13 protein-coding genes, 1 tRNA gene and 1 other RNA gene are annotated in these 17911 nt (G+C 64.3%); 5 read left to right on the forward strand and 10 right to left on the reverse strand.

Going from position 1 to position 17911, the window contains the following annotated elements:
- Nucleotides 1–31: 31 nt before the first annotated feature.
- Nucleotides 32–2059 (reverse strand): alkaline phosphatase, encoded by a 2028-nt coding sequence (locus tag H578_RS12415; RefSeq protein WP_022871908.1) that lies wholly within the window; start codon nucleotides 2057–2059, stop codon nucleotides 32–34.
- 213 nt (nucleotides 2060–2272) lie between these two features.
- On the opposite strand from H578_RS12415, the gene H578_RS0101305 reads away from it, so the two are divergent.
- The gene (locus H578_RS0101305) at nucleotides 2273–4024 is read left to right on the forward strand and encodes an alpha/beta fold hydrolase (RefSeq protein ID WP_084709778.1); all 1752 of its coding nucleotides are present in this window, start codon (nucleotides 2273–2275) and stop codon (nucleotides 4022–4024) included.
- A 388-nt stretch (nucleotides 4025–4412) separates the two neighbouring features.
- On the opposite strand, the gene H578_RS12420 is transcribed toward H578_RS0101305, so the two are convergent.
- The 3 genes from H578_RS12420 to H578_RS12425 form a co-directional block, all read right to left on the reverse strand.
- Complete coding sequence (locus H578_RS12420) at nucleotides 4413–6881, reverse strand: ExeM/NucH family extracellular endonuclease (RefSeq protein ID WP_022871911.1); 2469 nt, start codon at nucleotides 6879–6881, stop codon at nucleotides 4413–4415.
- A gap of 231 nt (nucleotides 6882–7112) precedes the next feature.
- Nucleotides 7113–7200 (reverse strand) — tRNA-Ser (locus H578_RS0101315).
- 118 nt (nucleotides 7201–7318) lie between these two features.
- Nucleotides 7319–8164, reverse strand: coding sequence for a tyrosine-protein phosphatase (locus H578_RS12425; protein WP_169558484.1), 846 nt, complete (start codon nucleotides 8162–8164; stop codon nucleotides 7319–7321).
- 78 nt (nucleotides 8165–8242) lie between these two features.
- On the opposite strand from H578_RS12425, the gene ffs reads away from it, so the two are divergent.
- An RNA gene (gene ffs, locus H578_RS15815) (signal recognition particle sRNA small type) lies at nucleotides 8243–8337 on the forward strand.
- A 78-nt stretch (nucleotides 8338–8415) separates the two neighbouring features.
- On the opposite strand, the gene H578_RS12430 is transcribed toward ffs, so the two are convergent.
- The 3 genes from H578_RS12430 to aceB all read right to left on the reverse strand — a co-directional run bounded on the left by H578_RS12430 (nucleotide 8416) and on the right by aceB (nucleotide 11193).
- On the reverse strand, nucleotides 8416–8970 hold the full coding sequence (locus H578_RS12430; protein ID WP_022871913.1) for a thermonuclease family protein: 555 nt from the start codon (nucleotides 8968–8970) through the stop codon (nucleotides 8416–8418).
- A 110-nt stretch (nucleotides 8971–9080) separates the two neighbouring features.
- Entirely contained in the window at nucleotides 9081–9461 is a 381-nt protein-coding gene (locus H578_RS0101330) for a hypothetical protein (protein ID WP_022871914.1), read from the reverse strand.
- A gap of 130 nt (nucleotides 9462–9591) precedes the next feature.
- The gene (gene aceB, locus H578_RS0101335; RefSeq protein ID WP_022871915.1) at nucleotides 9592–11193 is read right to left on the reverse strand and encodes a malate synthase A; all 1602 of its coding nucleotides are present in this window, start codon (nucleotides 11191–11193) and stop codon (nucleotides 9592–9594) included.
- 241 nt (nucleotides 11194–11434) lie between these two features.
- On the opposite strand from aceB, the gene aceA reads away from it, so the two are divergent.
- The 3 genes from aceA to H578_RS12435 all read left to right on the forward strand — a co-directional run bounded on the left by aceA (nucleotide 11435) and on the right by H578_RS12435 (nucleotide 14651).
- Nucleotides 11435–12790, forward strand: coding sequence for an isocitrate lyase (aceA, locus tag H578_RS0101340; protein ID WP_022871916.1), 1356 nt, complete (start codon nucleotides 11435–11437; stop codon nucleotides 12788–12790).
- Nucleotides 12791–12799: 9 nt separating this feature from the next.
- Complete coding sequence (locus H578_RS16100) at nucleotides 12800–12964, forward strand: hypothetical protein (protein WP_022871917.1); 165 nt, start codon at nucleotides 12800–12802, stop codon at nucleotides 12962–12964.
- A 97-nt stretch (nucleotides 12965–13061) separates the two neighbouring features.
- The gene (locus tag H578_RS12435; RefSeq protein ID WP_084709791.1) at nucleotides 13062–14651 is read left to right on the forward strand and encodes a helix-turn-helix transcriptional regulator; all 1590 of its coding nucleotides are present in this window, start codon (nucleotides 13062–13064) and stop codon (nucleotides 14649–14651) included.
- Between the two features lie 42 nt (nucleotides 14652–14693).
- Here H578_RS12435 and H578_RS12440 read toward each other — a convergent pair whose 3' ends face one another.
- The 3 genes from H578_RS12440 to H578_RS12450 form a co-directional block, all read right to left on the reverse strand.
- Nucleotides 14694–15665, reverse strand: coding sequence for a glycine betaine ABC transporter substrate-binding protein (locus H578_RS12440; RefSeq protein ID WP_022871919.1), 972 nt, complete (start codon nucleotides 15663–15665; stop codon nucleotides 14694–14696).
- Nucleotides 15666–15738: 73 nt separating this feature from the next.
- On the reverse strand, nucleotides 15739–16716 hold the full coding sequence (locus H578_RS12445) for an ABC transporter permease (protein WP_022871920.1): 978 nt from the start codon (nucleotides 16714–16716) through the stop codon (nucleotides 15739–15741).
- Complete coding sequence (locus H578_RS12450) at nucleotides 16713–17864, reverse strand: quaternary amine ABC transporter ATP-binding protein (RefSeq protein ID WP_245554867.1); 1152 nt, start codon at nucleotides 17862–17864, stop codon at nucleotides 16713–16715. Before H578_RS12450 ends, H578_RS12445 begins: the two co-directional genes overlap by 4 nt.
- Between the last annotated feature and the right edge of the window lie 47 nt (nucleotides 17865–17911).

Below are 17911 nucleotides of genomic sequence, written 5' to 3' on the forward strand. Positions count from 1 at the left end.
GTTCACCTGACGGTGAGCACGTTGAGGTGCATCAGGCAGAGGTTCCGGCGCGGCGCCGGCGGTTGCGCATCACCAGGAAGATCCCGGCGCTGAGCAGCAGCAGCGCGCCGATGGCCACCCCAGCGATCGTGGCACCGGTGTCCGCCAGGCGGGGACCCTGTTTGGTGTCGTCGCCCCCAGCGGGTTCAGTCGGCTGCGGGGAGCTGGTCTCGGTGGAGTCCTCAGTCGGTTCCGCATCACCGGTGGGTGAGGGGGACTCGGTGGGCTCCTCGGTTTCGGTGGCGTCCTCAGTCGGGGAGGGTGAGGTGGTTCCATCCCCTTCGCCCGCGGTCACGGTGATTTCGGCTGAACCGGTGGCTCCGCTGTCTTCCCCGGTGGCGGTCAGCTCGTGTGGCCCTTCCTCGGTATCCTCGGGAATGGTGACCTCGGTGGCGATCTCGCCGTCGTCGTCGGCCTCTGTGGTGCCGAGCTCCGGGTTGAGTTCGATGCGCACCTGCTCGTCGGCGGCAAACCCACTCCCGGTCACCTCGACGGTGTCCCCGGGGGCGACCTCATCGGGGGAGACGCTCACCTCAGCCGGTGGAACGGTCTCACCGGGCTCACCGTTGTCCGGGTCGGCGTCATCGGCCCACAGGTCAAAGGCGATGTGGGCGACATTGGTGTTGTCCACGTAGGCTCCACGCACCGGGTCTTCACCCTGGATGTAGGAGTGGAACTGCTCGGCTCCGGCACCGTGGGCGAACAGCGGCACCAGGTGCTGGGTGTGGTCACCGGAGTACCAGCCGTCCACCGGAAGCTGACCCTGCTCGCCGGTCATCGTGGTCCACTCGGGGTCGCCATCGGGACCCTCCAGGTAGCCGGTCTCGTGGTCAGCGGTAACGATCACCAGGGTCTCATCCCAGGATGAGTTGGTCTCCACCCAGGTGTGGACGGTCTCCACGGCCTCGTTGAAAGCGATCATCTCTTCGATGTTGCCGGCAGTGGAGTTGGCGTGACCGGCCCAGTCGACCGCACCGGCTTCGATCATGGTGAAGAAGCCGTTCTCGTTCTGAGACAGCACGTTCAAAGCTGCCGAGGTCATATCCGCTAAGTCGACGACGTCGTTGCGCTCCGCTTCGAACGGCAGCGGAGACTGGCCCTCCTCCAGTGGAACCCCGTCCTCACGCCCGGCATCGCGCCGCGGTTCGGTCTCTTCCAAGCTGGAGCGGTTGTACTGCAGGGTGGAGGCCACTGGGGCCAGACCGAAGAACCGCTCGGGAACGTTCGCGCCCGAGGCAACATCGAGGATCCCGGCATTGTCTTCGGCGAAGCTAAAGCCGGTCTCCCCGTTCTGCAGGTCGGCGTAGTGCTCCTCGGTCATCCACTCCCAGTCGGCTTCCCGGGGCTGGGAGTCGTTGTCGTAGAGCGGGTGGCCGGCACCGATGATGACATCGAGGTCGCCGTAGATCATCTGCTCGGCGATCTCGTGATTGGCGCTACGGCTGGCCACATGCGCACCCCAGGAAGCCGGAGTGGCGTGACCGAAGGGTACATCGGAGACTACACCGGCAGCGCGCCCGGTCTCTTGGGCGAACTGGGCGACGTTCTGGATCGGGTTGCCGTCGGCATCGACGCCGAGGTACCCGTTGAGGGTCTTCTCACCGGTGGCCAGGGCGGTGCCGGAGGCGGCCGAGTCGGTGGGGTCCTCGCGCACCCAGTCGAAGTCGCCCCAGGCGGCTTCCCCGTCGTAGACCGGGCTGTTGAGCGAGTGGTGGGACATGCCTAGCTGCACGGAGTAGGTCTCGTAGACCTGGCTGGGAGTCTCCCCGTAGCCGTCCTGGTAGTCGATTTCCCCGGTCTCCGGGTCGACGTCGACCTGCCAGTTGCTCTGCCCGTGCTGGAACAGGCTGGCGGCGTCGACGTGGTTGTAGCCCATTCCGTCGGCGATCATCACGATGATGTTCTCCGGTCCGGCGGAGGCCTCATCGGCGGTGGCCGGGGCTGCAGCGAATGAGGTTGCGGCGAAGGTGCCGGCCACAGTAGCGGCCAGCCCTAAGCGTGCGGAACGCAAGAAGGTCATGTATTCAATGTCCTATCAGTACGACATGCTGTTGTGTGATGTGTCAGTTATCTGTCCAGCTGGGCAGACCGGTCCAGCCCATCGGGTGGAAGTGTCTACGGATCCACGACGTCGTAAACCCCGCGTGAACTCTCGGTGAAGGAGGCCTGAGTGCCCGGGGAGCTCACGAGCGCGTTCACCTGCAGGTCACTTCGGCTGGTTACGGTTCCGGCCATGCCTTCGTCCCGCCGCATACTCTGCAGTGCCCTGATCGGTGCCCTGCTGCTGGTCACCGCTTGCAGCACCGGATCCTCACCCCAGGAGCCGACGACGCCGGCACCGGGGTCGGCAACGCACACGCACCCCACTAGCCCGCACCATAATGATCAGCGGCAGGATTCCGACCGACCCGACACCGACGATGACGTGCTCAGCCGGGAGGTCCGAGGCGGGAACCCGCCTGCCCCGGCCCGAGGGCTCGAAGAGTACGCCGACCAGCAGCTGGACTGGCAGGCCTGCGAGGACTATGAGTGCGCAGCGCTTCAGGTGCCGGCCAGATACACCGAACCCGAAGGTGACAGGCTGCAACTCGACGTCGTGCGCCGCAGTGCTGATGGGGCCGCTGAAGGGGACAGTAGTCAGGGTCAGGGCGAAGAAGACGTGGCAGGAACAGGAACACCCGGGGGAGTGCTGGTGGTGCACTTCGGTAGTGGAGTGTCATCACCTCATCAGGCAGTGGCTCGCGCTGAGCAGATCATCAGCCCGGAGGTGCTTCAGCACTACGACCTGGTCGCCCTGCAGCGGCGTGGAGTCCTCAGTGCCCACCCCAGCAGCCCGGCAGCTGACAGTACTGACTCTGACAGTACTGACCCTGACAGTGCTGATTCTCACGGTATTGATTTTCACGGTGTTGATTTTCACAGTGCAGCGGACCAGGCAGCGGTCCCGCAGTGCCTGGACAGGCTGGACCCGGAGGAACTCATCGCCGCGGCGCGGACCCACCGGGAGGAGTCGGAGGAAGGAGACGAGGCCGAGACCCTCTCCTGTGCGGAGGAGGACCTACCCGCTGTCATCGACGCCTATGCCGCAGCCGACGACCTCGAGGTGCTGCGTGAGGCGCTCGAGGAGTTCCAACTGCACCACTACGGCCGGGCCGAGGGGTCATACCTGATGGCCCTGACAGCCGATGTGTACCCGACCTCAGTGCAGCGAATGGTCTTCGACGGCGGACTCAACCCATCGTTAAGCGGCGCCGAGATTCCGGTGGACCAAGCCGCGGAGTTCCAACGGACCCTCGAGAGCTTCGCCGAGCAGTGCCCCGAGATGACCGACTGCCCCGCCGAGGAGAGCCAGCAGGTGCTCGACCTCGTGGCAGAGGCTGTGGCGACCGCCGGAGAAGAGGATACTGAAGCGCTCGCGATCGCCGGGATCCTCGCAGCCCTGCAGGAACCGCAACGCTGGGCAGAGCTCACTGCTGCGCTGAACCTCCCCGCCGAGGCTCGAGCAGCGGGACTAGTGGACCTCACAGCCGATGCGCTCGGCACTGAGTCGGCTGATGCCACGGTGCCGGCTGATGCTGCGGCGCTGCGGAACCAGTGGAGTGTGCATTGCCTGGACCGGCCCCTGGCTGAGGAGCAGGAGCGAGCCGAGCTTCCCGAAGCGATCTGGGAGGCCTCGGAAGTGTTCGCCCCCTGGTTCCTGGCCCGCGAGAGACTGTGTGCGGCACTGACTGAAGAGGCCTCGGAGCCGATGCCGCGGTCCACTGAAGCCTCTGGCACCGGGCCACTGATGGTCTTACGCACCACGGGGGACCCTCTCACCCATCCGGGGTGGGGTCAGCGGTTAGCGGTTCACCTGCTCACCGGGCTGCCTGTGGTCTACGAGGGTGAAGGGCATGGTGCCTACGGCCGTGACGACTGCATCAACGCTCTGGTGGACGAATACCTGCTCGGCGGTCTTGTTCCCGCTCCCCAGACCACCTGCTGAAGCGTAGGGCCCTCAGCTGGTGTCAAGCGAGCGCCCTGGGCAGGGAACAGGCCCGCAGAGCAGCAGGGCCCCGGAATGTCCGACTCCGGGGCCCTGCCCGTTCCCTCTGTCCGCACTGAGGGGTTTCAGATACCGCAGTGACATTCGACGTCAGTGACAACGCCGCCTGCTGTGGGTGCTTCCCATCGCAATCCCGTGCAGTGCCTTCACAGTAGCAAACTTTGCGACTGAGAACAACTATGTTGCATTTGTTACGGTCTGGTGGTGCTGCGGGACCAGAAGCTCGCACCCTCCCGGTCCCGCAGTCCCTCGCGGCGAACGCCACAGTTCATCTGAGCAAGTCCGGGTAAACATCAGGTGACATCTAGGCAAACGGCCGGCGGCACGTTCAGTCGAAGAGATCAAGCTCCCTGCGGGTCAGCCGCAGTAGTGCCGCGCCCATGGCCAGCAGCACAAACGCACCCAGTGCGACGACGCCGACAGTGGCGCCAGTGCGTGCCAGGTCCCGTCGGTCATCGCTGGCCTCAGGTTGATCCCCAGCTGCGGGGTCCTCGGTGTCTTCAGGGGCGCCCGTCGGCGTGGGGGAGGGATCCGATGTGGGGGAGCCGGGGTCCTCGGTCTCCGTCGACTCAGGAGAAGGGGTCTGGGTGTCTTGATCGCCGGTGAGGACGATGTCAGCCACGATGGGGTCGTGATCGGAGGAACGCCACTGATCTGTACGGAAGAGATCGGAGGCGTTGCCGTTGTACCGGCTGTACTCCAGAGCAATAGGCTCCACCGCGTTAATCTGCCAGATCTCCGTGTGGGTGACCGTCTCCGCGGCACTGGGGGAGGAGATGAGGTGGTCCAGAGAGCCGACTTCGGCGTCGAACATGTACGAATGCTGCCCGGTTTCCGCAGAGAGGTTGGTGTACCCCTGCTCGAAGAACACCTGCAGCGGGTCTTCGAATTCGTAGGAGTTGAAGTCCCCCATGAGGTGGACGTTCTCCGTGCCGGTGTGCTCCACTAGCGCCTCGGCGAAGGCCTGGACCCCGCGGGCCTGATCGATCCGGTCGGCGTTCCAGGCGGACTGTCCATCGTTCTGGTCTGCATTGGGGTCAGCGGCCGGGTCGACGTCGGCCATCTCCCCATCTGACTTGGACTTAAAGTGGTTGACTACCGCGATGAACCGGTCCTGTTCGGTGCCCTCGACCGGCTGGAACTCCACCGCATAGGGCTCGCGGGCGTTGGAGTAGATATCGGCCAACTCCCGGTCGAGGTCCTCGAACGCCGCTGTGGGTAACTCCTCGACTCCTTCGTCGAAGAGGATCCAGGAGTCGACGACCTCCACCGCCTCGGGCTTGTAGATATAGCCGTTGCGGATCACGTCCTCATCCTCCAAGGCAGGGACATCCTCGGGCTCGGCCACGTAGTCCCACGCCTGGTAACCCAGATCCTCGTTGAGCGCCTCCACCAGCCGCGCATGGGCGTAGTCCCGGTCAGCCTCGGGATGGAAATGCCCGGAGTTCTCCATCTCCTGCAGGGCCACCACATCAGCGTCCATCTCATTGATGGCGGCGACGATCTTGGCCTGCTGCCGTTCGAACGACTCCTGACTGTAAGCCCCGCGCACATCACACCAGTCAGTGGTGGTCGGGTTGCCATCCCGGTCGGCGAAATACTCGCACCCGGGTTCGTCCTCGCCTAAGTGGACGAAGTAGTTCAGCACGTTGAATCCGGCGATACGCAGATCCCCGGTGCGCTCAGCCGGTGTCTGGTGCGGCGGGCGCGTGTTCTCGAAGCTGGCCGGGGTGTGTTCATCCTCGGGGCCCTGAAGGGGAGCGACCGGTTGCAACCGGTATTCGCCGAAGTCGTAGTGGACGATGACCGGTTGGTGGAATTCAGCTTCGGCGCCCACACGCACCGGATCTTCGGCGGTGATGTAGGGCAGCTGGCTCTGATTCCCCGGTGACTGGGTGAAGTTCGTCGTCGCCCCGTCGTCGAGGTAGAAGAGCCGCTGACGATTCTCCTCCGCCAGGGCACGGGCGGGCTCGCCGGGTTCGACAACGCTGGTGGGGTTGTACAGCGGCTCATCGCCGAGCACCAGCCCGATCTCCCCGAACTGGTTCAGGGTGTAGTGGTCGGTGACGGTGTAGCTGCCCTGCGGTTCGATCAGCATGCCCAGCAGCGAGTCGCGGGCCTCAGGTGTTTCGGGGAAAGTCACCTGAGCTGGGGTGACGGGCTCGTGATCGTCATCGAGCACGCTCAGCTCGTGGTGCTCGGTCTCCTCCGATCCGGGGAAGAGGCTGATCTGGGGCTGGCCGTTGGCCGCGTAGACGGTGGCATCCCCGGTGAGTTCTACATAGTCACCGATGACGACGTCGGCGTCGTCCTCCTCTACGCTGGATGGGGAGTAGACGAAGATCGCCTCAGAGGTGGTGTGCTCATCGATCGAGAGGTCCCCGCCGGTGCCTTCGGTCTGGAGGTAGAAGCCGCCGAAGCTCTCCTCGTCGGGGTAGACGGCGGTGACGACTCCGCGGGTGGTCACGGCAGTGTCGCCGGTGTCCTCATGATCTTCCAGCAGCGTGTGAATCTCCGGGATGCTGAGCTCTTCGGCCGGGGGATCCTGCGTGGAATCGCCGGTGTCCTCGGCGTCGTCGCTCCCGGTGTCCTCGGTGGGCTCTTCAGCGGCTTCGGTGGACTGCTGGGTGGCTGTGGGTGCGTCAGTGGGTGTTTCATCGGCTTCCGTCGCCATCGCCGAGGGTGTGACCCCCAAGAGGCCAACGGTCAGCGCTGCGGTACCCAGACCTTTGAGGAGCCGGTTGGCGAGCAGGCGGGTGGGAGGTCGGGTGAGACGTGCCTCGTTAGTGATGGCCATGGAAGGGGTCCGTTCCTCATCCGTGTCATGAAGCGTGATGCGCACCGATTGCCGCTGTCGGAGCGTTCAAGCATAACGGTACCCACAGAAAGGTGAACGTCAGGCAAACCACAGCTGGGGTGTGTCCGAATATGGGAAAACTCCCGCACAGGTAGGCACCCGGCGGCGTGGCATTCTGCGTGAGAACCCCCGCCAGGGTGTCTCGTGGCGAGGGTTCTCACGTCGAACATGTGGCGGAGGATGGGGGATTTGAACCCCCGAGGGCGTGAACCCAACACGCGTTCCAAGCGTGCGCCATAGGCCGCTAGGCGAATCCTCCTGGTACTGCTTGCACGGACTCAACCCGGACAAGAGCAGAGACCATCGTAGCTCACAAGGTCCGGCCCGCGCACATCGACTCATCGTCTCTACCCCGATTGCCCCGCGCCCACGGGGTACTACTCGACGAGTTTGCCCCGCAGTTGCTCACTGATGGCGTCAGGATCGTCCTCGGTGGCAATGAGGTCGAGCACACCACCTTGTCCACCCAGTTCCTGGAGCATGGAGTCCATATTGTCCGCCGCAGCAGACAGCAGCGGATGGTTTGAGGCGAAGAACGTCGCGGCCCGGGCGGCATCTTCGTCGGCCGGGTGATCCTTCGCCTGAGCATAGGCGGCTCGCCGTAGCCGGGCGAAGATCGCCTCGGTATTCTCCTGGGTGGCCGCGTAGTCGGCAATGATGACCTCCCGCTCGGCACCGAGCACGCTGAGAATCACCGCAGCCAGGATTCCGGTCCGGTCTTTACCCGCCGCACAGTGGAAAAGCACACCGCCCTCACTGGCTGTCAGCAGCCGCAGCGCCTCCACAACCTCGTGACGGTGACTACGTACCAGTTCGGCGTACCAGCGCCCCACATCCCGCGGTGTGCGCATAGTGTGCGCAATGTTCACCAGGTTCAGCGGATGCACCGCAGCCTCCGCCAACGGTAAGTGGTGGTGGGCGATCCGGTGCCGCTGCGCAGCCGCCAGCGGTGAAACACGTCGTTCTCCGGTGGACCGCAGATCCAATACCGCGGTCAGCCCCTGGGAGGCCAGGGCCGCGATCTCTTGGGCCGGGGAGAGGGTGGGGTCGTCACCGCGCCATAGCGTGCGGGTCCGCAGCACCCCGCCATCGACCCGGGTGCCTCCCAAGTCCCGCAGATTCGCCAGCGGCTGGGCGGTACTTCCTGGTTGTCCACCCACGCCGGGGGACCCCTCGGGCTGGGCAGCACCGGGGGATCCCAGCCCAGAACGTTGCGTGGTCATCGGCGCCATCATAGGCGCTCAACCTGCTTACATCAGTAGGCAGTTCGCTCTCCGGTGGGGTTGCCGGATACCATGGAGTTCGCCCCACGCGTGGTGTCATCCTGCTGAACTCCCCCAGGACCGGAAGGTAGCAAGGGTAGGCGGGCTCTGGCAGGTGCGCGTGGGGCACTTCCATTCCGTGAGGGAACTTGGGTGATCGGCACATCCGGGAATGTATTGCCGGCACCGGCATGGACGCGGGCCCCTGCTGCTCAGGGCAGGGCGGGGATCTCCGGGTCACAGGGCAGATCCTCAGCGAAGACGCCGGCCCCGGCGGTCTGAGCCTCTTCCCATGCCTGAATGATCTCCGGCAGGAAACGCTCATTGGGTGGGAAGTAAATCGGTGCGCCGTATCCATCACGAGCCATCTGCTCGTTGATGAACAGGTCCTCACGGTGCACTGCCGCCAGCAACCGGCCGTAGTGGTCCCGCTGGTCGAGATCGAACTCCAAGCTCACCTGATCCCCGGGCTGAATGAGTTGCTCCAGGCGCAGGCTGGACTCCGGACCCAGGCACTCCACCGGCTGGTCGGGATGGACAGACTCGGGGGTGTCGATATTGAGCAGCCGGACGCGCTCTTCGACACCATCGACGTCGACGACGATCGTATCCCCATCGATGACGCGCACCAGCGTGGCCACCTGGCCATCGCGGTAGTCGCCCTCAGCCAGAGCCCGGTGCTGTTGCCACCAGCTAGCCGCAGCGGCGGCTACGCACACGACAACCAGCACTGCGGTCCAGACGATGAATCGATTCGGCACCTTCACGGCACCGGACTCTACCGCTGGAGTGGGTCACCGAGTGCCGGCTCTCCACAGGTGGAAAACCTCAACTTCCGGTCAGTTTCGCAGGTCAGCCGGGCCACCGAGGTGAGGACTCAAGCGTTCTGCTTCTTCCACCGCCGAGCGGCGAGGAAGCTGCGCACCCCCAGTGCCACGTAGATCACCAGCACCACCACGGAGATCAGTGCGGTGACCGCCGGGGCAGTGAAGTCGGCGATCCCGCTGATGATGGGGTGCAGCATCGCCAGGGCCCCGATGACCGCAAGAGCCAGGGCAATGTGGATACCGACCATGAGATTCTTCAGCGCAATACCGCCGCTGATGAGCAACAAGACCCCGATGATGGCCGGGATCAATGACGTCCACGAGTCGAACGACGTCACCACGGTAGCAATGAGCCCAATGGCCACGAGCACGCCACCGGTGGCGAAGGTCAGCTTGGGCATCGGGCTGGAGGTGTAGGCCTGCTCGGTCATGGCACTCCTGAAAGGTTCGGGGTCACAGCGTCACCCTCCAGTGTACTTCTACACCTCGTAGAACTGCCCAGGTGGCTGGGCACCTTGCTGAAGGTCCCCTGCCGACCTCGCCACCGGCGTCGTCGTCAGATCACAGCCGCTGGTAGGCCGGCAGAGTCAGGTAGTCCTCGTACTGCTCGGAGAGCACCAGCTGACGAACGATCTGAGCAGCCGGTTCAAAGTACCGGCTGAAGGTCTCGGCGTCGTTGATCTCCTCCTGCAGCCGGGCGGTCTCCTCATCCAGCAGCTTCTCCACCAGCTCGGTGGTCACTTTCTGGCCCGTATCAGCGGTGACGGTGCCGTTGTGAATCCACTGCCACACCTGGGACCGGGAGATTTCGGCGGTGGCAGCATCCTCCATGAGGTTGTGGATCGCCACCGCACCGTTGCCGGAGAGCCACACTGCGGTGTAGTAGATCGCCACGTAGAGGTTGGTGCGCACACCATTGGCGGTGACATCGCCTTCGGCGGCGCCGGTGTTGAGCAGGTCCTCGGCGGTGACGTTGACGTCCTGGCGCTGTCGGCTGATCTGATTGGGTGATTCCCCGAGCACTTTGGTGAACTCCTCGGCGCAGAGATCCACCAGGTCCGGGTGAGCAACCCAGGAACCGTCGAAACCATCAGAGGCCTCCCGGGCCTTGTCCTCGCGGACCTTCTCCATCGCCCGGGCGGTGACCTCGGGTTCCCGCCGGTTGGGGATGAACGCTGCCATCCCACCCATGGCGAAGGCTCCGCGCTTATGGCAGGTCGCCACCAACAGCTCGGTGTAGGCGCGCATAAACGGTTGGGTCATGCCCACTGCGGCGCGGTCGGGCAACACGAACTTCTCCCCGGAGGTGCGGAAGTACTTGATGAGGCTGAACAGGTAGTCCCATCGCCCGGCGTTGAGGCCAGAGGCGTGCTCGCGCAGCTCGTAGAGGATCTCGTCCATGTAGAAGGCCGCAGGAATCGTCTCGATGAGCACGGTGGCTTTGACCGTGCCGGCCGGCAGCCCGAACTGGTCCTCGGTGAAGCTGAAGATCTCGTTCCACAGCCGAGCCTCACGGTAGTGCTCCAATTTGGGCAGGTAGTAGAACGGGCCCTCACCAGCAGCGTGGAGCACGCTGGCGTTGTGGAAGAAGTGCAGTCCGAAGTCCACCAGCGCGCCGACGGCCGGCTCCCCGTCGATCTGCAGGTGTTTCTCCGGCAGGTGCCATCCCCGTGGCCGCATAATGACCGTGGGGAGGTCGACGTCCTCGCGCAGGGTGTACTGCTTGCCCTCCGGTGAGGTGAACTCCAAGGTGCGCCGGGCAGCCCGGTAGAGGTTGTACTGGGCTTCGATGAGGTTAGCCCAGGAGGGGGATAGGGCATCTTCTAAGCAGGCCAGCCAGACTTTTGCCCCCGAGTTCAAGGCGTTGATGGCCATCTTTGCCGGTGCCGCCGGTCCGGTGATCTCCACGCGCCGATCCGCCAACGACGCCGGATGCTCCCCCACCGTCCAGTCCGATTCCCGCACCTGCCGGGTCGCCGGATCGAATCCCAGGGTCCCGGTCTCGGCGGCCCGCTGTTGGGCGGTCTTGCGATCTTCGAGCAACTGGTTACGGGTCGGGGCGAACCTGCGGTGCAGCTCTTCAACGAACTGCAGCGCCTCCTCGGTGAGGATGGTCTCGGCTCCGGTGAGTTCTTCGGTCTCTGGTGCGGTCGTAATCGTCATCGTGGACGCTCCTTTGCATCACGGGGTGCTACGGCTCACTGTCCTTTCTACGGGATCAACCCGGACAGTGGGTGTGCGTTGCATCACGATATTCGAAGATTTTTCGTGATCGCGAAGAACTGCAGAATTTTTTCCCGAATCGGGTGGTGAAGAGGGTTGCGCGGGCCGTTGACTGGAGATACGCCCACCGGACAACGAGGTTCGGCCACGGGCACGGTCGACGATTCAAAGGAGACTCACGATGACCGAGACGCTAACCCGCGACTCCGCCGCCGCTGACGGCACCAGCTTCCAGCCCGAACCCCGGGACGTTTTCGAGGAGAAGGTCCAGGCGCTGCAGCGCAGCTGGGACACCGACCCACGCTGGGCGACCACCACCCGCGACTACTCCGCTGAAGATGTCGTCAAACTGCAGGGAACGGTCCAGGAGGCCTACACCCTGGCCGACCGCGGCGCCCGTAAGCTCTGGGAGCAGTTGACCGAGGAGCACGCCGCCGGTCAGTACACCAACAGCCTCGGGGCGCTCTCTGGAAACCAGGCAGTTCAGTACGTCAAAGCCGGTCTGCGCGCCATCTACCTCTCCGGCTGGCAGGTCGCCGGTGACGCCAACCTCTCCGGACACACTTACCCGGACCAGTCCCTCTACCCGGCGAACTCGGTGCCCAACGTCGTGCGCCGGATCAACAATGCGCTGCTGCGGGCGGATCAGATCGAGTACCTCGAAGGTGTGCGCACGGTGGAGGACTACCTGGTGCCTATCGTCGCCGACGCAGAGGCCGGTTTCGGTGGACCGCTGAACGCCTACGAGTTGATGAAGCAGATGATTGACGCCGGAGCAGCCGGTGTGCACTGGGAAGACCAGCTGGCCAGTGAAAAGAAATGCGGTCACCTGGGCGGGAAGGTGCTGGTGCCCACCAGTCAGCACATCCGCACTCTGCAGGCTGCCCGGCTGGCCGCCGATGTGCACAATGTGCCCAGCGTCATCGTTGCTCGAACTGACGCCGAAGCCGCCACTCTCATCACCTCCGATGTCGACGAGCGGGACAAACCCTTCATCACCGGGGAGCGTACCGCTGAAGGGTTCTACAAGGTGCGCAACGGCCTGGAGCCCTGTATCGCCCGGGCCAAGGCCTACGCCCCCTACTCCGACCTGATCTGGATGGAGACCGGCACTCCGGACCTCGAGCTGGCCAAACAGTTCGCCGAGGCCGTTAAGGCCGAATACCCGGACCAGATGCTGGCCTACAACTGCTCGCCGTCGTTCAACTGGAAGAAGCACCTCGACGACGAGACCATCGCCAAGTTCCAGAACGAACTGGGTCAGATGGGCTTCACCTTCCAGTTCATCACCCTGGCCGGATTCCACGCGCTGAACTACTCGGCCTTCGAGCTGGCCAAGGGCTACTCCGAGGAGCAGATGACCGCTTACGTGGCCCTGCAAGAGAAGGAATTCGCCGCCGAAGCGGATGGCTACACCTCCACCCGCCACCAGCGCGAAGTCGGCACCGGCTACTTCGACGCCATCTCCACCACCCTGAACCCCGAGTCCTCGACGGTGGCCCTGAAGGGCTCCACCGAAGAGGGCCAGTTCCACTAGGAGGCCACGATGCCCGCTGCAGAACACACGGGAATCGAACTCAACGGAAAACCCGTGCCCGCCGTCGGATCCCTCAACCTGCTCAGCTGCGCCCCTGAAGGGGATGAGCCCGTGGAGACGGTTCCGCGCCGCCCCTCGGCCTCGGCGCGCCGCCGGGTCGCATCAGCGGGCTGACTCAGACTGCAGGCGGCCGCTCTCCTCACTCGGCCCTCGAGGAGGCGGCCGCCTGCTCCTGTCTCACCCGTGGAGGCCATACGGTATGGTTCCTGATATGCGCTCAACGGAGAGTGCCCCCAGGCAGCCCTGGGCCGGAGGTGATGACCCGCACTCCGGCCCCGCCCGGTTGCGCGTGGTCGAAGAGCCCGACGACGCCGGCATCGACCTCATCGCCCTGGGTCGCCGTGTCAGACACCTGCGGAAGCAACGCGGTAAGACCCTAGAAGACCTCGCCGGCGAACTGGATACTGTCCCCAGTCAGCTCTCCCTGCTGGAGAACGGCAAACGTGAACCCAAGCTCTCCCAATTGCGCCAGCTCGCCAGCGCCCTGGGAGTCAGCACCGATGATCTGCTCGGAGCCGAACCGCCTTCACGCCGTGCCGCACTGGAGATCGAACTGGAGAAGACCCAGCGCGGACCCCTCTACGCGGCGTTGAATCTCCCTCCGGTACGGGTCTCATCCAGGCTGCCGATGGATGTGCTTGAGTCCATCGTTGCCTTACAGCGCCAGCTCAAAGCCCGGTTGGAGGAACAAGCCGCCACACCGGAGGAAGCTCGCCGGGCCAACACCGAGCTGCGCGAGGAGATGCGCGCAAAGAACAACTACTACCCGGAAATCGAAGCTGAAGCCGCCGCGATCCTGCAGGCAGTCGGGCACGACGCCGGTCCGTTGAGTCACCACATCGCTGCCGATATTGCCGAGTACCTCGGATACACGATCCGCTTTGTGCCCCGACTGCCGCATGAGACCCGCTCGGTCACCGATGCCAAGCACCGCATCGTCTACCTCACCCAGGGCAGCTCCCGGGACTGGGATGCCCGTAGTGTGCTCCTGCAGGCGCTGGGTCACCAGGTGCTCGGGCACGCCGAACCCGCCGACTACTCGGAATTTCTCCGGCAGCGGGTGTACACCAACTACTTCGCCGCGGCCCTGTTGATGCCGGAACGGACCGCGGTTGAATACTTGACCGCAGCGAAGCACGCCAAGGAACTGGCCATTGAGGACCTCCGCGACGCCTTCGCGGTCTCCTACGAATCGGCAGCCCACCGGTTCACCAACCTGGCCACCGAGCACCTGGGAATCACCTGCCATTTCCAGAAGGTCCACGAATCCGGAATCATCCACAAGGCCTATGAGAACGACGGCGTCAGTTTCCCCGCCGACCATTCCGGGGCCATCGAAGGCCAGACTGTCTGCCGGCGGTGGACATCCCGGGAGGTCTTCGACGTCGAGGACAAATTCCGGTCATTCAACCAATACACCGACACCCCTGCCGGGACCTACTGGTGTACCGCGCGCACCGAGGCCCACTCCTCAGGGCTGTACTCGCTATCCATCGGGGTGCCGTTTGACCACGCCAAGTGGTTCCGCGGCCGGGACACCACCGCTCGCTCCCAGTCCCGCTGCCCGGATGACCCCACCTGTTGCCGCCAACCCCCGCAGGACCTGGCCCGCAGTTGGGAGGGCTACGCTTGGCCGGCGGCTCGGGCCAATACGCACTTATTGGCGGCTATGCCACAGGGCGCCTTCCCCGGCGTGGACTCCACGGAGGTCTACGAGTTCCTCGCCGCCCACGCTCCGGTGGATGGTAGTGGCAACGGCAACGGCCGCCGCCCGGGAAACCCGGACGACGGCCGCCGCTGAAGAGATCAGTGAGGCCTTCAGCCTCCCTGTATCACGGTGGGATCACTCACCGATGAGTTCGTCGATGAGGTCCTGGTTGTTCTCGGCCCACTCGACAGCACCCTCGGGGCCGTCGTCGTACTCGTTGACCACCAGGTCCTCGAGCTCGGCGTACTCGTCATCGGTGAGCTCGAAGTTGCTCATCCACTCAGCCACCTCAGGGAACTGTGAGGAGAACTCAGAGTTTGCCACCAGGTTCAGAGTTTCCTCCTCACCGAAGTGACCTTCCGGGTCCTCCAGGTCCTTTAAGTCCCAGGAGCCGTAGGCCCAGAAGGGACGCCACAGGGTGACGACGATGTCTTCCTCGTTGCTGATGGCGTTGTCCAGCTCGGAGAGCATCGCAGCGGTGGAGGATTCGATCAGGTCGAACTCAGCATCCAGACCGTATTCGGGCATCACCGTGCCTTCAGTGGTCTCCATGTGGCCGGCACCGGCTTCGATGCCCACGATCTGGTTGTCGAAAGCGGCCGGGTCATCCAGCAGCTCTGGGATGGAGTCGATGTCGGTGTATTCCGGAACCGCCAGGGTCAACACGGCACCTTCGTAGTAAGCACCGAGGTCTTCGAGCTCATCGCCGTGCTGGTCCATGTAACTCTCGTGCGTGGCTGGCAGCCAGGCGGAGGGGTAGACGTCAATGTCGCCGTCGGCCAGGCCCTGGTACACCGGAGCGGCGTCGCCGAGGGCTTCGATTTCGACGTCGTAACCCTGCTCCTCCAGGATGTGCTGCCACAGGAAGGTCAGCGAGGAGCCATCGGTCCAACCCTCGATGTAACCCAGGGTGATGGTGCCCCCATCACCGTCAGCCTCGGCGTCGTCGTCCTCTTCGGCGTCAGTGTCCGTGTCGTCGGTGTCAGTGTCCTCGACGTCGGCGTCGTCGTCGGGCTCGTCACCGTTGTCATCGGCGCAGGCGGCCAGGGTCAGGCCGAGCATCGAGAAAATGGCGGCGGACTTCAGGAATTTCGATGTGGTCCTCATGATTCCTCTGTTCCTTCCTTCACTACTTGGGGTGTACTCATCAAGACCTGCCACCTAGGGCAGGTAAATCTCATCAGGCCGTTTTGGTGGCGGCCGCCTCGAGGTCGGCCTCTTGCTCGTTCTGCTGCTCCTGGTGCTGGCTGCTTGAGCGGCGGCGCCGGCGCAGACGCGCCAGAGTGCTGCCCTCAGCCGACCCCAGGGATGCGGTGACCCGGTCCAAGAACACCGCGAGCATCACCACGCAGAGCCCGGCCTCCAGGCCCCGAGCCAGGTCGAGCCGGTTGATGGCTCCGACCACGACCCCACCGAGCCCGCCGCCGCCGACGAAGCCGGCGAACACGGCCATCGACAGGGCTAGCATGATGACCTGGTTCACCCCGGCCATGATGGTCTTGGTCGCCAGGGGCAGCTGGATGCGGAAGAGGATCTGAGTGCTGGTGGAGCCGAAAGCATGGCCGGCCTCCACCACTTCGGAGTCCACCTGACGGATGGCCAGCTCCGTGAGCCGGACACCCGGGGGGAGCGCGAAAATAATGGTGGCCAGGATCCCGGCGGGCATGCCCAGACCAAACATGAACAGGGTGGGGATTAACCACACCAGTGCCGGCATGGTCTGCATCAGGTCCAGCACCGGCCGGACCGCCCGTGAGACCGCATGACTCTTCGCCGCCAGGATTCCCAGTGGAATGGCGATGATGAGCGCGACGACGACGGCGACCGCCACCATCGCCAAGGTCTCCAGGGACTCCTCCCAGAGGTCCACACTGACGATGAACAGCATCAACGGGATCGTCAGCAGGGAGAGTTTCCAGTCCCGTAGTAGCCAGGCAATTACTGCAAAGATCAGGGTGAGAATTAAAGCGTCCGGGGCGGCGAGGATCCCGGCCAGCCCTTCAGCGGAGGTTTCGAAGACCACATCCGCCCAGTCGATGAGCAGGCTGAAGGTGTCCTGGAACCAGTTGAACCCGTCTTCCAGCCACTGGCCCACTTCCAGCCGCGGAATGACAGTGCTTTCAGTCTCCTCGGTGGCGAGCAGTGCTGCAGAGCTCATACCTGCACCTCCTCAGGGATCGTCTGGAAATCTCCGGAGGAGGGGTCGGCCAGGGCGCTGAGCAGGGTCACCCGGGGGATCACGCCCTCCAGGCGTCCGTCACTATCCACCACGGCCACTCCGGCATCGTGCTCGGCGGCTGCGGTGAGGAGCTCGGCCAGCACAGTCTGCGGGGCTGTGGTCGGCATGGGCCGGATCAGCCCCTCCAAGGTGTCCTTGCCGGTGGCGACCCCTTCGGCGGCGTCGGTCTCATAGACCACACCCTGGAGCCGCTTGGCCTGGTCCACCACGCACAGGGCGCTGGTCTGGTGCTCACGCATGAGACGATGTGCGGCCCGCGGACCCTGTTCGGCCCCCAGCAGAGCCACCGGTGGTTCCTTGACGTCCCGTGCGGTGAGTACCCGGGTGCGGTCCACGTCCTGGATGAACTGGGCCACGTAGTCATTGGCGGGATCGTTGAGGATCTCCTCGGTGGTCCCGTTCTGCACAATCCGGCCGTCACGCATGACCGCGATCCGGTTGCCCAGGCGCATCGCCTCATTGAGATCGTGGGTGATGAAGACGATCGTCTTCCCCAGCTCTTGTTGTAGCTCCAGCAGCTGGTCCTGCATCTCCTTACGGATCAGCGGGTCCAAGGCAGAGAAGGCCTCGTCCATGAGCATCAGTTCGGTCTCGGCGGCTAAGGCTCGGGCCAGGCCGACGCGCTGGCGCATCCCGCCGGAGAGCTCGTGGGGGTAGTACCCGGCGTATCCGCCGAGCCCCACCAGCTGCAGGGCCTCTTCGGCCTTGGCTTCCCGGTCAGCACGGTTGATTCCGCGGACTTCCAGGGCGTAGGCGGCGTTCTGGCCCACCGTGCGGTGAGGCAACAGGGCGAAGTGTTGGAAGACCATGGAGATCTTCTCCCGCCGGATGGACCGCAACTGCCGAGGGTTAATTGCGGTGATGTCCTGGCCGAAAATTTCGACCGCACCCTCAGTGGGCGGTTGAATACCGTTCAGGGTGCGGATAAGCGTGGATTTCCCGGAGCCAGAAAGCCCCATTACCACGAAAATCTCCCCGGGAGCGACCTCGAAACTAGCGTCGATAACTGCCGCCATACCCTGGGATTTCAGCTCATCCCGGGATGCTCCCTCTTTGAGTTTCTTCACTACATGCTGGGGCCGCCGTCCGAATACTTTGTAAACGTTTCGGACGC

The organism is Nesterenkonia alba DSM 19423, assembly GCF_000421745.1.
Taxonomy (GTDB): Bacteria; Actinomycetota; Actinomycetes; order Actinomycetales; family Micrococcaceae; genus Nesterenkonia; species Nesterenkonia alba.

What these genes read in the sequence shown, in the direction of transcription:
- H578_RS12415 (WP_022871908.1), bottom strand. Translation starts at nt 2,059, where the DNA reads ATGACCTTCTTGCGTTCCGCACGCTTAGGGCTGGCCGCTACTGTGGCC.
- H578_RS0101305 (WP_084709778.1), top strand. Translation starts at nt 2,273, where the DNA reads ATGCCTTCGTCCCGCCGCATACTCTGCAGTGCCCTGATCGGTGCCCTG.
- H578_RS12420 (WP_022871911.1), bottom strand. Translation starts at nt 6,881, where the DNA reads ATGGCCATCACTAACGAGGCACGTCTCACCCGACCTCCCACCCGCCTG.
- H578_RS12425 (WP_169558484.1), bottom strand. Translation starts at nt 8,164, where the DNA reads ATGACCACGCAACGTTCTGGGCTGGGATCCCCCGGTGCTGCCCAGCCC.
- H578_RS0101330 (WP_022871914.1), bottom strand. Translation starts at nt 9,461, where the DNA reads ATGACCGAGCAGGCCTACACCTCCAGCCCGATGCCCAAGCTGACCTTC.
- aceB (WP_022871915.1), bottom strand. Translation starts at nt 11,193, where the DNA reads ATGACGATTACGACCGCACCAGAGACCGAAGAACTCACCGGAGCCGAG.
- aceA (WP_022871916.1), top strand. Translation starts at nt 11,435, where the DNA reads ATGACCGAGACGCTAACCCGCGACTCCGCCGCCGCTGACGGCACCAGC.
- H578_RS16100 (WP_022871917.1), top strand. Translation starts at nt 12,800, where the DNA reads ATGCCCGCTGCAGAACACACGGGAATCGAACTCAACGGAAAACCCGTG.
- H578_RS12435 (WP_084709791.1), top strand. Translation starts at nt 13,062, where the DNA reads ATGCGCTCAACGGAGAGTGCCCCCAGGCAGCCCTGGGCCGGAGGTGAT.
- H578_RS12440 (WP_022871919.1), bottom strand. Translation starts at nt 15,665, where the DNA reads ATGAGGACCACATCGAAATTCCTGAAGTCCGCCGCCATTTTCTCGATG.
- H578_RS12445 (WP_022871920.1), bottom strand. Translation starts at nt 16,716, where the DNA reads ATGAGCTCTGCAGCACTGCTCGCCACCGAGGAGACTGAAAGCACTGTC.